Genomic DNA, 14,770 nt, shown 5'->3' on the forward strand with positions numbered 1-14,770 from the left:
GGTTCAAAACTACTCATTTTTGTTTCATTGTGAAGGTCCAGGTACCGGATTCTATCTTTCCGGCATTGAAAAATGGCTTACCTGGAACCGGACTCGCTGAAACACGTTTTCCGTTACAAGTAATCTCCGTTTTCCCTTCCAGTACGGGCAAATAGACCTGGCCGCGCATGTTAGCCGGCAATGTCACTTTAAGGGTATACACTTTCTTATTGCTTATTTTCAAAGATATTGGGCCACGAATAGTTGGTGTTAAGATTTCTGCTTCTTCAAGATCACCAGTCTGCGGCATGATCAAAATATCTTCGAAACCCGGGGAAGTTGGTTCGATTCCCATTAGCTTTCTCGGGATGATATTGGCCGGAGCAGCACCCCATGCATGATTCCAGTCCTGATTGGGTTTGAACTTATTGTCCCATGCCTCCAACGTGATGGTGGACCCTACCCTGATCATATTATACCAGCTTCGAGTTCCACTATCAGTCAACAGCTTCCTTGCATATTCACCATTGAACCCGTCGTATAATGATTCCATCAGGAACTGCGACCCATAGACACTGCATGCCATGCCCTTGGACTTTATGAAGTCCGACACCTGGCCTTTATTCTTTTCATCGACAAGCCCAAGAGACATAGCAAACATATTTGCGTGCAGAGAAGAATGGGTGGTCGCTTCTCCGTCTTTATATAAACCGGTTGTGGGATCTAAAAATGTTGTGGTATAGGCAGCTCTAAGCTTTTCTGATTCCTGTCTGTAAAAGTTCACATCAGATTTTCGGTCGAGTGCGCCAGCGATCTTCTCCATTTTGACCAGGGCTTGATAGTAGAAGGCATTCACAACTGCGTTATATTTATTAAAAACATAACCATCCGTTTCACTTAGTGGCCAGTCAACAATATCCCTAATTTTTCCGTTGAAGTTAATGGATTCAGCAAACTCATTTGTTTGCAAGCCAGAGGTACTGGATATTAGACCATTATTTCCTTTGAGCTGCATCAATGTTCTGTTTTTTAAGATCTCATAATTGCTTTCCAGGAGTTGCTTGTCACCCGTGTACAAATAGTCATTCCAGGATATAATTAATGCCTGAAGAATCCATTCTGTAGGCCAGGTAGGATGTTTTAATAAATAAGACATTGACTTACGGGCCATAGAATATTCCCGATCTACACCATAATGACCAAGCTGATTTATGAGCGCATCCGCTTCATAAGGGATTCTTTCTCGATTTCCGTCCACATAAATACCTGCAAATGACGTCGCTTTGATGGAGTATTTGCAAAGCTTCCATATCTGATTTAAGGTATCATTACTACATTTAAAGTATGAAGCTTCATCATCAAATGGGTAATGCACCATGTCGCGCTGCACATCTTTTTTAGACAGACGAGTGCCGTAATCTTCCACTTCTACATAGCGGAAGGGGTACACTTCGCCTACCTCGTCGGGCATTAATATGGCTGCCGGACCTATGTTTCTTTGATCCTTATTAAATTTGATTTGATAGCGCTTGCTTCCTTTTGAGAGTGGCACCCTGACCTTCTGGTACCGAACAGTACCGCCAGGATTTGCGTCCAACCGACCCGCTTTAATTGCCTCTCCGAAACTGACTACCACGGTGTCGCGTCCATCTTTTGAAGACAGACTCAAACTTAATTGAGCAAATGCATCCTTGCCAAAATCAAGAAACGAAAGCTCTGAAGAAAGCTGTTTGATTGTTGATGGTGATTGCCTTGTTTTTACCAGTGCTTCCGAGGAAACGTTGGATTCATTCAGCTGATCTGCTGTCTTAAAAGTTTTTATATCTGACCAGTCACTCTCGCCTGCGGTGTTAGTTTTTGTTTTCACCCGCCAAAAATATGTCGTTGAGGGTTGGAGATTTACGTCAATGGCCCTTACTGATATTGAGCTATCTACTCCTCTTTTTCCGCTGGTCCAAACGTTCCCTTTTCCGTTCTTCGCTTCAAGGAAAGAATCCGATAGTATCAATTCATAGGCAACTTGGCGTGTTCCATTGGCACTTCCGGGCACTATCCAGCTGAACAAAGGAAGCTTTGAATTTATCAATGTATTGGTCTTTTCGGTATGCGCTATTAGATTGACCAATAAACCGGTCGGCTTGTCTTGGCCAATGGCCGTTGAAAACGACATGATAAATAATACAGCAGCTGTAAGAGTTGGTTTTAACATCGATACTGGGTTTACTGAGCTTTTATACTGTTCAAGTTATAATTAAATCTTTATAACTACCTCAAACAGGCACAAACTGTTGCATAATGCAAACCAATTCCAACTCCATCTGTTGCCTCTGCAAAATATCCAAATCCGTGAAGTTTAAACAAATCGTAATTACCAGTCTATTTCTCCTGCAGATTACTCATGTAACCGCACAGAGGTCGGAAAATGGCGGTTGGCTCTTCCTTTCTCATACGCAGAAGATCTCTTCGAAGATTGACTTGCTGGCCGACGTTCAACTGCGTACTGCTGATCAATATACTTACTGGAAGAACTTGTTGTCACGCACGGCGCTGAGTTACAACTTGAGTAAGCAACATAGTGTAGCACTTGGATATGCTTATTTGGGTGAGTGGGAGAAGACAGACGAAGGAAAAGAGTATAGCAGGGAGCACCGCATTTATCAGCAATATCAGTTTGACTTTCAGCATCGGAGAAAAGAATTTTCGCTACGAGGACGGTTCGAGCAGCGCTTCATTAAAGAAGAAGCGGTAGAATTTAGTCAGCGAGCCAGAATTTTCGCCAGCCTTCAGGCGCCAATTATAGCTAATTCTGACTTCAGTGAGGGACTATATATTAAGTTGCAGGATGAGATTTTTCTTAATGTACAGCATCGTGACCGGGTTAACGGGAGCATATTTGATCAGAACCGGCCTTATGCGGCAATAGGTTTTAGGGCTAGTAAAAAACTTGATTTTGAAGTCGGTTATTTGAGGTGGTTACAGCGTGAGCTTGATGGAGACGTCCGAAGAGACATCATGCAAGTGATGATTAGTACCAGTTTTTAAGCAGTTAGCGATAAGATAATACCAGGTTAACAATCAATGAACTTTCGATTAAAATAATCATGTTACTTTTGGGAAAGTAAAAATAAGACATGAGAGTTTACTGCTTTATCCTTATAGTGGTGTCATTGGCTTCAGGTTCATGTACTAACGATAAGAAGAACAAAGGCCCGATCGTTGGCAGTGCCGATACATTGCAAGTAAAGTCCGCCACCCCTGCAGCTAGTGCAGTGGGGTTTAACTTAGATCTTGTGCCTATTTCAACAAATGAACTGGGTACTTTTCCCTATTTGAAAGCGCCAGAGGGCTATAAGTTTTCAAGTGATAAAAATAGGAAGCTTGAAGAAAAATACTATTTCTACAATGATAGTCTGGTCCAGAAGGTAAGTGGTGTCTATTACCACTCGCGCGTCTATCAATCTGGCGACTCATTTGAAGATACTTATGTGGTAAACCAGTTTACTAAAGAAATCGAGAAGCTTGGTGGAGTTCAGATCTATTCTGGTGGCCTACCAAGGGCGGCAGCCGAATTGATCGATAAGGAAAAACCCGTTTATGCGGAAGACATGTATGATCCTATGCCTTACAAGTATAAGCAGTTTATAATCCGGACAAGTACGGATATCATCTGGATGGAGTTGTGTCATGGTCTCAATTCTAATGAGATTGACTTAACCATAATGCAGGAAAAACATCTCTAAAGACCAAGGCTGACCTAGAAAAAGAGTGGTTTCAGCAGTTATGTTGCAGTTAGAGAATGACAAGGCTACCTATGTGACTCTATTGTTACCGCTATTTGCCGAGCGGTAATAGAAAATATCCAGGACAAAGCTTATAGATTGTCAAGACATAGGTTGTACAAGACGTCTTAGAGAAAATACAGGATAAGTTGTTACTACTGCCAAATGATGTGTACCTTATCATTTATCAACTACCAATGACAGCAAGCGATGACAAAAAGCATCAATCAGGTACCTCCTAGATTGGGATTGTATCTAGCTATTAGAAACTTATGAGATTAAAATTTATAAGCCTTGTTTTCTTGTTGATTACGGTCCACTGGCATCTGCAAGCCCAGACAACTAAGGTACCCTCCAGAAAAGACACGCTAAAGGGTAGTATTATGGAAGGCAGGAGATGGTGGGATCTCAAGCACTATGACTTATTTGTTACCCCTCACGTTAGTCAAAAGTCAATAACCGGAAGAAATAGGATATCATTTGAAACAGTAGAAAGTGTACAAAACTATTCGATGCAAATTGATTTGCAGGCACCTTTAGTTATTGATAGCGCCATCTTTGAACAGCAAAGCGTTTCCTTGCAGCAAGAAGGCGACGCATGGTTTATTAGGCTTCCTACTCTGAAATATAAATCTGACCATGTAATAGATATTTATTATTCAGGCACACCGAAAGAGTCTACAAATCCCCCATGGGATGGCGGAATTTCCTGGACTGCCGATTCATTGGGTCGGCCTTGGATTACTCTAGGTGCTCAACTTGTTGGTGCAAGTGTTTGGTTTCCTTGCAAAGAGCACCAAAGTGATGAGCCTGAAAGGGGTGCTTCAATTTCAATTAGGGTTCCTGATACCTTAAAAGCAGTCGGAAATGGTCGAATGAGTAGCCAGATTGACAATAAAGACGGCACAGTCACTTACAAATGGACAGTAGTCAACCCAATTAATAATTACGGCATCGCATTTTACATTGGTAAATATAAAGAGGTGCCGCTGCTATATAAGGGGATAAAAGGAAATTTAAATACGGACTACTGGGTGTTGGATTATAATCTAGATAAAGTTCAGTCTTACTTACAAGTTGAGGTAGAGAAAACATTGAAAACTTTGGAATACTGGTTTGGTGCTTATCCGTTCTATGAAGACAGTTTTAAGATGGTGGAGACACCATATCCGGGTATGGAACATCAAAGTGCCGTTGCGTATGGAAATGGCTTTAAATACGGACGAATCAAGATTAATAATCTTGGCTTCTGGGACCTGAAAACAGACCGACTAGTGGTTCATGAAATTGCACATGAGTGGTTCGGTAACAGTATAACGGTGAACGATATTACAGAAAATTGGATCCATGAAGGGTTTGCAGGATTTGCTGAAGAGCTTTTTATCGAAAATCAGTATGGTAAAAAGGCAGCTAAGGAGTTCTTTGAATTCCGAACGATCGGGAAAACGAAAAACCTGGAGCCGCTCATCAGACGTTACGGGGTATTTGAAAGCGGGGGATCCTATATGTATCTAAGGGGATGGAAGTTGGTTCATATGCTGAGAACAATTATCGATGATGATAAGCAATTTCGTGTGATACTGCAGGCACTGTCCTCTCAATTTTATCATAAAACTGTTAATTCAAGCGATGTCGAAGCCTTTATAAATAAGGCAAGCGGCAAAAACTTAAAGCCACTTTTTAATCAGTATTTAAGAAATAAAGAGATTCCAACTTTCGAATATAGGTTGACCGGAAAGAAAATGTATTACAGATATAATGGCTGTATTTTAGGCTTCGAGATGCCAATTAAAACTAGTTTTACTAACGGCAAATGGCTCCTTCCTACTATGAAATGGAAATCGATCAATTTAAAGGGAATACCGAAGTCACCGTTGTATTTAGATACAGATTTTTACGTAAATGTAGATAGGTTAAAATAGTTTATATCCGTGGAGTGCCCGAAGGATTCAAATGCTCCCATAGGTATTTTAACTATTCTCTGTGCTCCAACCATAAAACCACAGCTGAAATAAAATTATAAGTAGCAGCTAGACTCAGTTTATCTGTATATTTAATAACGTTTATCTCAAATAGTTATGATTAAGTCCATACGCCTCAATTATCGAAAACTGCTAATTAGTTTAATAACATTTGGTCTTCCTGTCGTCGCTTTTTCTCAGGTTAACAGCTCATACATCATACGGGGAAATATAAAAAATTATGACCAAACTTATTTTGGAATGGTACAGGATGCCTTTTTAGACTGGAAAAATTACAACATTGTTGTAGACAAAGAGGGAAACTTCTTTAGGGAAATTGAAACTGAAAGTCTACAAGACTTTATACTGGAGCTAAACAATGAAACCTATACCTTTTTCGCAAAACCGGGAGATACCATTACGCTGACCTGGGATCATAAGAACTTTAGTAAAACGTTTGCAATACAGGGAAATCAAAAAGGACGGACTGGCGAATACAAAGCGATTCTTGAGCTGTTTGCGCTTGAAAAAATTAGGGATAAAAATCAGGAAGTTAAGATTGATAGCAGCACCAAATTTGAGCAGCTTAATGCTGCTTACAACGAATTATAAGTACATGGGTCTTTTAGTCGACGCCAAGCTAATTGACAAATATAAATTAACCATTGCCGATCCTATAGTAAAGGAAGCACTGAATAAAAATATATCTTCGTCGCTGTTAGATTATAAGTTACTGAATGAAATCGCGTTCAATAAGTCAACTAATTACCGAAAGTTTTTATTCGAATGGATTAGATTTCAAGGACTGTTTAATGGTCACCTCGCATTAGAAAAAAGTGAACAGACCCCCAATTTTATAAAATCCCAATACCTGATGGGGCAAGCTTTTCTAAATATACGTCGGATTAGAGATTGGTACGGAGCAATGATTATAAAAGATGGATTTGAGGGTAGTGAGTATACAAATACACTTGAAATATACAATCGTTATTTATTGGAGACTGCGGATTCAGACTTGAAAAAAAACCTGATTAAATACTATTCTAATTTGAAGAATTTAAGTGTAGGTCAACCTGCACCTGGTTTTACTTTAAACGATACGAACGGTAAAATGGTATCCCTGTCAGATTTTAATGGTAAAGTTGTTTATATTGATTTCTGGGGCGTACACTGTGGTCCATGCAGGTTAGATATATTAGAGAATTCAGCGAAGGTGCATGAGAAATATAAAGAGAAGGATGTTATTTTCCTTAACATATGCACTGATGAAACGGAGCAGCCCTGGAAAAAAGCCATTGCAAGTTTAAATTTGAACGGAGTCAACCTAATTACTGAAAATGCCAATAATTCTGGCGTATCCAAAGATTACAATATCAATTCAATTCCCAGATATGTAGTGATAGACAGAGGAGGTAAAATTGTTAGTTCAGCTGCTCAAGGCCTTTGGGATCTGTTGCCGGAGAATGAAAACATTCTTGATTTAGCATTGAAGAAGTAATTGTGCAACCTAACACTGAACTGGCCTAAGTTTTAGTCATAAATACCTAGAAACTATTTTAATAACGAAGTTTTTACTGTCGCAACCATTTTGTCTGCTGTATTTCTTTTAGTCACCTATTCACATAAAAGAATAAAGCCAACTGCTAAAAATGATATTAAGTTCATAAGGGTAATCGGGCTTAGTAAGATTTTATGTATCTTGTTAATTCGTTATCTAAACCGATGGCCATGCACTCAAAAATTAAAATGCTAACCTTAATATTTGTTTCTTTCCTACCTGCTATTGGGATTTCGCAGGATAATAAAGACCTTATACAAGTGAAATATTTGCAGCCGTCGCAAAAAAAAGTTAATTCGCCAGCATACTTTGTAAACGGAGTATCGCTTGACATTCAAAATCCATTCTTCAATTCAGAGCAGATTGCATCTATAGAGATTAAACACGAAACAACGGCCGGAGAAATATATATAAAAACAAAAAACGATAACAAATTAACCTTTCTAACCCCTTCAGAGATTAAAAATAAGTACGCGAAGCTTGCTTCCAGCGCAGCCCTTTACTTTGTTGACGGGCAACTAGTTGATGAGTCAATTACAAAAATTGAGGAGGGTTATATACTATCTGTTAATGTAACCTTGCCCGGAGAAATGAAGTTGAAAGGTGCCAATCGCAACTTATCTCTCATTCAGATTAGCACAAGGTCTAAAGAGAATTTAGAAAAATTCAATGAAATCAGAATTAGAGGTTTGGGAAAATAGTTAAGTAACGAGTTACCATAAAGTTTGATCCGTAAGTATGAAAGGCTACTGTATTTTCCTTTGGTTTTCTATAATCACTAGTTCGATATACTCACAAGATTCTCTTAAGTATGAAAAATATCCACTACAAAAGTGGCCAGCTGGATCGCTGTTAATCACCAATAGGGACGAACTATTTCTTTGGAGGCCAAACCTTCTCGGTAGGATGCTTATCTTCTTGCCCATCTTGTTTTCTACCGAAATATTCCAACATACCGATGGTAAATCTCGTTACCCAGGACTTCCTTTCAATACCGTTTACAGTAGTACCTTTAGCTATAGCCTTCGGTTCGTTTTTTGTACCCTTAGTGAGTCCACATGAATTCAAAATACATGTAATTGACAAAAGAAAAAGAGCATTTTTTATTTTAGTCATGAGAGCTGGGTTGGTTACGAACTAAAGTAACAATTTAATCAAAGACTTAAGTATCTACATGTAAGAGTTGTCGAATTATACGCATGATACAGCAAAGGGAAATGTCCACTAACGACCTATGTGATATACTTGTTCGAATTTCCAATTTCATAGGTGAAAAGTAAATTAGATAAGGAAATAGGTAACAATGTACCTAAAAAAAGAAAAATATCAATTTAGTTGTAAAAGCATTTCAGATATCCTTTTGGTAGAAGGTGTCTTAAAGAACGAAGAATTGATTTACTCCAATTAGTTAAAGTGATTCTAATATTTTCAGTAAATCTAAGATGTATTATTACCTTTTCTTACCATAAATAATATAGTGTCTACAAAGCAGATGCTTGAAAGGATACATTTTCCATTTCAGGGCTTCAGGTATTCTCGTTTTCATTCTTTTCAAATACAGGTATTGCGTTGCATACACTATAGCTGCAATTGGGGCATATATCCAATCTTTTTTGTAAAGTGAAGTATATAAAATATCTTCTATCTCTATATCATGATTGCGGATTATTCTTACGAGTTCATTAATTGGAACATTTTCTGTCATTGGCTGATCATCTTCAAAAACCAAATTAAAAAGGCGATAACGCCCCAAAATCAAAAATGCCAATCGATCTTTAATGTTGCTTGAATTATCATTAGTAAGAATAAAAGTTCCACCAGGTTTTAAATGATAGGTGCAATTTTTTAGAAATCGTAACGTATTGCTAAACATCATTACTCCGCTGATGGAAGTAACCATGTCAAACCTCGCATCATTGGCAAAAGGAAAATCCTCCGTTAAATCCATCTGATAAAAGTTGATATGGTCAGTTTTAGATGGCGTAAGCATGTCCCCACCGGTTAGAGATGATGCAGGAAAAAGTTGTTTCAAACAAGTTAGAAATTCTGCATTGCCACAAGGAAGATCAAGTGCTGTAAAATCAGGCTTGTCCTCAAACTTGTTATAAATATAAGTAAGGACAGTTCTATTGACTCCTAATTGTGTTTGAGCGCGCTCGATATCTATATGCGGGGGTAAGGGTTTAAGAGCCATCTTCAGATGATTTGGTAATTAAAATTTTAGATTTGATACAGGATTTATTTTTTCAGTATAATATAGTTAATTTAACAATGTTCATTTTAGATTCGCCGCTTAAATTTGAAAATAAATCACCAGGATCCTGTTTCAAAAACGCGAGGCTATATGTATTTTTAAACTGGCACACATAACTTTTCAAAAGGAGTAACCGGTTTATGTTTTGATAAATCTTTTAAGTAGTGCATATGTAAGCAATAGCATCATAATTGAGTGAATAGAGGCCGTTTTCACCAAAAATAGAGGATTGGTAATTTCGAATACCATTGTATCAGTAGAAGTTTTTATTGAAGAATTAAGCTATGCACTTATCTTTACTTGTTAGGTAGAGCTCCTTTGGATATTCCTACTTCTGCCTACGCTATACATAAATCTAAACGTTACATGCCGATTCAAACCACTTATACCAGCAATCCTTCGTTTTCTGCAGTGCCGGGTACCGATAATTATCCTGGTACGCCATTAGACCAGAAAGGATTATTTATGAACGAAGAGCATGTTTTCTTGCCCAAAATGCGTGATTTAATTAAATGGCAAACCACCGCTAATCCTTATAAAGCCGAAAAGAAAAGCAATACCCGACGATTACAAGTAATTCAACGACACGCCCTTGATGAAATCCCGGATAATGCTATTATCTGGCTGGGGCATGCCTCCTTTCTGATTCATTTAAACGGTATCCGCTTGCTCATTGATCCGGTATTGACCTCCAGTAGGTTTTTAAAAAGACAATCAGAATTGCCTTTTAAAACCCAAGTTTTTGAGGATATTGATTATATACTTATATCACATAATCACCGCGATCACTGTGATAAAGAAAGTATTCAACTATTAGCCAAACAAAACCCGGAAGCTACCTGGCTTTGCGGACTAGGACTGGATACGCTTTTGCTGAAAGAGTGGACGGGGTCCAAAAGAATTCAGGCAGCCGGTTGGTATCAGCAGTACCCGCTAAATCATGCTCACCTCCAAATAGCGTTTCTTCCAACAAGGCACTGGTCACGTCGTGGTTTTAGTGATACTAATGCCACATTGTGGGGTGCTTTTATAATTCAAAGCAAGGGTATGAATATCTATTTTGGCGGAGATAGCGGCTATGGGAATCATGTAAAAAAAGTGGGTGAACTTTTTGGTGTTATAAACTACTATTTAGCCGGTATTGGCGCTTTTGCGCCCCGCTGGTTCATGTCTCCATCACATATGCACCCTGAAGAAGTGGCTAAAACCAGTAATGAATTGAAACCTATTCATTTGATTCCGATGCATTATGGTACTTTCGACTTATCCGATGAGCCGCTGCTTGAACCCGCCCGCTTAATTACGCAGCTGAAGGATGAAAATGCTTTTTCTGCTACCCTCTTGCTTCCCGCTGTAGGAGAAATCATCAGCCTATAGCGCATCAAATATTTAAGTCAGCTGCATTCAGTTCATTATTTAGCTACTCATTTTGATTAATTCAAAACTAATTTATCTTAAACCTAATCTTGGCTAAAACCTGAGTTGGCCTTAAATCATAACTCGCATAGTAAGATCCAATTCCACTATATGCTGCAGAAATATATCGTTTTGTATTGAAGATGTTGTTGTAGTTAAGCGTAAATTCCACGGTCTTAAGCTTGTATCGGATACTGGCATCTGCGAAATTCATAATCCTACCGTTGCCAGTAACTGCGCTATTGTAATTGTAATCGTACTTTAGGTTGACGATCAACTTTTTTACAGGATAGAAATTCAGTACTCCAATTTGTGAAAAAGAATTGATGGGATCAAAGTTCCTGGTATCATATTGAACAACATTCTCACTTCTCCAGTAGCTTATTCCGTAATCAAAATTACCCCACTTCGATGCCTTTAATTCTATACCTGCACCCGCCGCATAACTTCTGTTCTCAAACTGAGTGATTACCAATTGATTGAGCTGTACATTTTCTGAATTGTTGTAACTGGCTGTAAATTCAACTTTCTTAAACGTACCATCAAAGCCCTTCCCCGCATTTAAAGTAAAGTTATACCCCTTACTGGAGTTCGGAATAATTAAGGTTCTCCTAATAGCCAAAAATCCCTGAAATTCCGTGCCAAAAAGAAGGTTACTTTTAGATTTGTAAGAACCGCCAGATAGGTAACCGAATACCTGGGTAATTGGGTGGCTATATTTTAAATCAAAGGCATAAGATAGGGAGCTCATTTCCGGCAATTGGCCCTCGTTTCTAGTTAAGGAACGGTATGATTCCATGATGTACCCGGTAAATCCATAAGCCAAACCATCCAGGCCTCTGGAGTATCCAGCACGACCGTTCAGTTGCCAAAGCAGATTTAATCTATAAATTACAGCGATCGAAGGGGTAAAAAATAAGCGATTCATATCACGCTCCATATTCCCTAACCTGTCATTATTCTGCTGAACAATATACGTTGCAGGCAGCCTTAGGGTGATATTTGCTACCTTATCAATGTAAGAATATTCTGGCGATAGGGATGTATCGTATCTACGCCAGTTGATAAGATTGCTCAGCGAATCAGCTTTACCACCTAAATCACCGATACTTCCAGCGCTTTGTAAAGCGGAGTTTAGGTGAACTACATTAGCATTGAATCCTGTATTATAATTTTGTCTGAACTTCCCATGATTCACTCCAAAGCCTATATTACTTACACTAACGAAACTTTTTTGTGCCAAAGATTGCTGTAATCCATTTGATGTAGTACCCTCCGCAAATAGTGTTGGATAAAGCATCGGCCGAACAAGTAATTGCTCATCTTTTGTTCCATAGCCGTTATAAGAACTCAGTCGGACAGTTGTTTTCTTATAATTCTTTATCACACTTAAGTTATTGCTGATTCTAAAGTAAGGCGCTGATCTATTTTGCTCAATAAACTGACTATTACTTACGCTACCATAATCGTTGCGAGCTAAATCTCCATTAAACCTCAATGAATTGTCGAAGAAATAAGCATCGGTATTGGCATTTAGCTTTACAGTTCCATCCACATAATGATAACGCTCTAAAGAATGAAGGCGTTCCTCTATTATTAAAGTACTATCACCAGGAAGGTAATTTTCAATCCTAGAATAGCTATCCTTTTTCTGCCTATCAGTAGCATACCCAATATTTCCTGTTAACTTATAGTCTTTGCCGAAACTCCGCAGACTATTGACGGATATGGCATGATCATTATTTAGCAAGTATCGTTTGCGACTTACAGCCGGACCAGACGGGGATTGGATTCCTAAGCCAATCGGGAAGCTCAAATAGTTGTCACCGCCAAAGAAATTTTGTAGGTCAGATGCAGAATCATCACCGGTATTGTTGCCTTTATACGTAGTCAAAAGTTGCTTTCCCTTACCGAAATACATACTAAACGCTTCATTATTCCACAAGAAAGGAGCGCCACCTGCGCCAATCTGGGCGGTGGCTACTAGTACATTTTTGGCACTTTCTTTTAGTTTGAGATTGATTGCTCCCTCCTCCCTGAACTCTTTGCCTTTTAAAGCTTTTATAGGCTGGTGATTTTCCATCACTTGCACCGAAGCAACATCCTTTGCTTCAATATTATTTGTTGCCACCCCATATCGCCCCTCCAACATGTCCTGATTGTCGATATAAAATCTGTTAATTGGTTTACCGTTGTACGATATGGACCCATTCTCTGCCACCTTAATTCCAGGCATTCGTCTAAGAACCTCGCCGATGGTGCGGTCGCTTTTATTGGTAAATTGGTCTACATCGTAATTCAGGGTGTCATCCAGTCTGCGGATCTTGGGCGGCTTTACGGTCATTTCTTTTAAGACGACTCTTTCAAAAGCAACATTAAAGTCTAGGGTTTGATCCCTATTCAAGTAAGAGATGTTTTGCCTTTTAATGCTCATGCCGGAGACAGCCACTAAAACGCTATCAGAAGACGTTTTGAAGGTCAGTTTGTAGTTGCCTTTGTCGTCAGACAAAGCGTAATTAAGGATAGCAGTTGCTCCTTTTGCCTTTACAGTAATGCTGATTCCCGACATGGGTTTTTTCTCGTCAACGTCTTTAACTGTACCGCGAAATGTTGTTTGGGCATACAATTGATGAAAAGCAAAAAGTATAAAAATCAAAGAGAGCGTTATCTTGACTTTCATTCCAGCTCCATTAGGGTTGGCGTAGACTTGTTAGGAACTGTTCCTATGGTCATGATCCCATTGGTGAAGTTGACTTTCATCCCAGCGCCCCTTTTTAGCACTTGTTTCCTGTAATCTTCTCTGCTAATTTTTAAATACTCTGATTTGGCAACTTGATAAGGCATGATCTGTTTGGGCTGGATTAAGCCAATCATGATGAAAGAGAATAGCTGTTCTGCGTCTTCGACCTTTAAGATCAATCCAGGAAGTCCAGATAATTTCCAGGGGCCTTCACTGATCGGAATCTCGGTGGTAAACCAAGCCGTATAATTACGACCTCTAAAGTTTAAAGTTGCTTTTTGACATGCATAACCACCGATGGAATCTGTTCCCTCTTGTAATTGCCAGATCAGTTTAGGGAAATTGTCTTCATACTGCAGTTTGGTCACTATGTGCTGACCATAATCAAAGACCGTCACTTCCCCTCTTCTACTTTTTATGATTTGATAGCTTTCACCCTCCAGAGCACTAGATGAAACCGTCCCCTCCATCTCAGACATACTACCTGTTTCGTCGTCCTTGATCACGTTTACACCTTTTATTGAACTTGGGTCAGTTGTACTAATGATGTTGCTGATTGCAGAATCTCTTTTCAATCTTCCAGGATCATAAAATCTGGAAAAGCTTTTTCCAATGTCTAAAAGCATCGTATCAACACGAGCAACCTGATCTGCACCCTTAGCCTTTTTGGAAAGAACGTAGTAAACTCTGAGGGTTGTGGTGTCTTTTAATAGTTTGGAAGTATTTTGAGCCAGGCAGGAAATAGTGCTCAGTAGACTGAAGAATATGAGAAATGGTAACTTCATTTTATGATTATTTATGTTTGCTAATAGGAAAGGCAACTTAATCTGACACATTGGGTACAAAATACAATTCTTTTTAAGCGTTTTAAGCCTTTGAATACTGTAAAGGATGGTTGTGAAAAATAATTAATCATTACGGGTAATAACTGGTTAAAATTGTACTGAACTAATTTTTGATCACTCAAAATATTGCATTGTTTCGTAAACCGTAGTGGTCTGAAGTCTTACAAACGAAAGTAAAATACTTTTTAAAAAACATTATCTTCGATAAGCCAAATGCTTCTAACTTATTATAATTTAG

Annotated in this window: 12 protein-coding genes; 7 read left to right on the forward strand and 5 right to left on the reverse strand. The window is 38.8% G+C overall.

All coding sequences use genetic code 11. The annotated features are described in order from the left end of the window. Window positions 1-13: 13 nt before the first annotated feature. Entirely contained in the window at window positions 14-2,188 is a 2,175-nt protein-coding gene (locus tag WKF66_RS07175; RefSeq protein WP_489673745.1) for an alpha-L-rhamnosidase-related protein, read from the reverse strand. Between the two features lie 137 nt (window positions 2,189-2,325). On the opposite strand from WKF66_RS07175, the gene WKF66_RS07180 reads away from it, so the two are divergent. The 6 genes from WKF66_RS07180 (at window position 2,326) to WKF66_RS07205 (ending at window position 7,978) form a co-directional block, all read left to right on the forward strand. After that, window positions 2,326-3,021, forward strand: a complete 696-nt coding sequence (locus tag WKF66_RS07180; protein ID WP_489673746.1) for a DUF2490 domain-containing protein — start codon at window positions 2,326-2,328, stop codon at window positions 3,019-3,021. A gap of 89 nt (window positions 3,022-3,110) precedes the next feature. Continuing rightward, window positions 3,111-3,719 carry a hypothetical protein gene (locus WKF66_RS07185; protein ID WP_489673747.1) on the forward strand — a complete coding sequence of 203 codons (609 nt, stop codon included), beginning with the start codon at window positions 3,111-3,113 and terminating at the stop codon, window positions 3,717-3,719. 311 nt (window positions 3,720-4,030) lie between these two features. Further along, entirely contained in the window at window positions 4,031-5,680 is a 1,650-nt protein-coding gene (locus tag WKF66_RS07190; protein WP_489673748.1) for a M1 family metallopeptidase, read from the forward strand. A gap of 156 nt (window positions 5,681-5,836) precedes the next feature. Beyond that, on the forward strand, window positions 5,837-6,331 hold the full coding sequence (locus WKF66_RS07195; RefSeq protein ID WP_489673749.1) for a hypothetical protein: 495 nt from the start codon (window positions 5,837-5,839) through the stop codon (window positions 6,329-6,331). Continuing rightward, the gene (locus tag WKF66_RS07200) at window positions 6,309-7,217 is read left to right on the forward strand and encodes a TlpA family protein disulfide reductase (RefSeq protein ID WP_489673750.1); all 909 of its coding nucleotides are present in this window, start codon (window positions 6,309-6,311) and stop codon (window positions 7,215-7,217) included. The genes WKF66_RS07195 and WKF66_RS07200 overlap by 23 nt, the downstream gene beginning before the upstream one ends. Before the next feature lie 230 nt (window positions 7,218-7,447). Then, complete coding sequence (locus WKF66_RS07205) at window positions 7,448-7,978, forward strand: hypothetical protein (protein ID WP_489673751.1); 531 nt, start codon at window positions 7,448-7,450, stop codon at window positions 7,976-7,978. 172 nt (window positions 7,979-8,150) lie between these two features. Here WKF66_RS07205 and WKF66_RS07210 read toward each other — a convergent pair whose 3' ends face one another. Together WKF66_RS07210 and WKF66_RS07215 are read right to left on the reverse strand one after the other, a co-directional pair. Beyond that, on the reverse strand, window positions 8,151-8,393 hold the full coding sequence (locus WKF66_RS07210) for a hypothetical protein (RefSeq protein ID WP_489673752.1): 243 nt from the start codon (window positions 8,391-8,393) through the stop codon (window positions 8,151-8,153). A gap of 334 nt (window positions 8,394-8,727) precedes the next feature. Beyond that, window positions 8,728-9,471 (reverse strand): class I SAM-dependent methyltransferase, encoded by a 744-nt coding sequence (locus WKF66_RS07215; RefSeq protein WP_489673753.1) that lies wholly within the window; start codon window positions 9,469-9,471, stop codon window positions 8,728-8,730. 426 nt (window positions 9,472-9,897) lie between these two features. Here WKF66_RS07215 and WKF66_RS07220 point away from each other — a divergent pair, with 426 nt between their 5' ends. Next, window positions 9,898-10,908: an MBL fold metallo-hydrolase gene (locus WKF66_RS07220; protein ID WP_489673754.1), complete on the forward strand. Its 1,011-nt coding sequence runs from the start codon at window positions 9,898-9,900 to the stop codon at window positions 10,906-10,908. Between the two features lie 67 nt (window positions 10,909-10,975). Here the strand turns inward: WKF66_RS07220 and WKF66_RS07225 are convergent, their stop codons facing one another. Together WKF66_RS07225 and WKF66_RS07230 are read right to left on the reverse strand one after the other, a co-directional pair. Further along, complete coding sequence (locus WKF66_RS07225) at window positions 10,976-13,627, reverse strand: porin family protein (RefSeq protein ID WP_489673755.1); 2,652 nt, start codon at window positions 13,625-13,627, stop codon at window positions 10,976-10,978. After that, a complete protein-coding gene (locus tag WKF66_RS07230) occupies window positions 13,624-14,472 on the reverse strand; it encodes a GLPGLI family protein (RefSeq protein ID WP_489673756.1) in 849 nt (282 codons plus the stop codon). The genes WKF66_RS07225 and WKF66_RS07230 overlap by 4 nt, the downstream gene beginning before the upstream one ends. Window positions 14,473-14,770 lie beyond the last annotated feature (298 nt).

This window comes from Pedobacter sp. (assembly GCF_037719805.1).
Classification (GTDB): domain Bacteria; phylum Bacteroidota; class Bacteroidia; order Sphingobacteriales; family Sphingobacteriaceae; genus Pedobacter.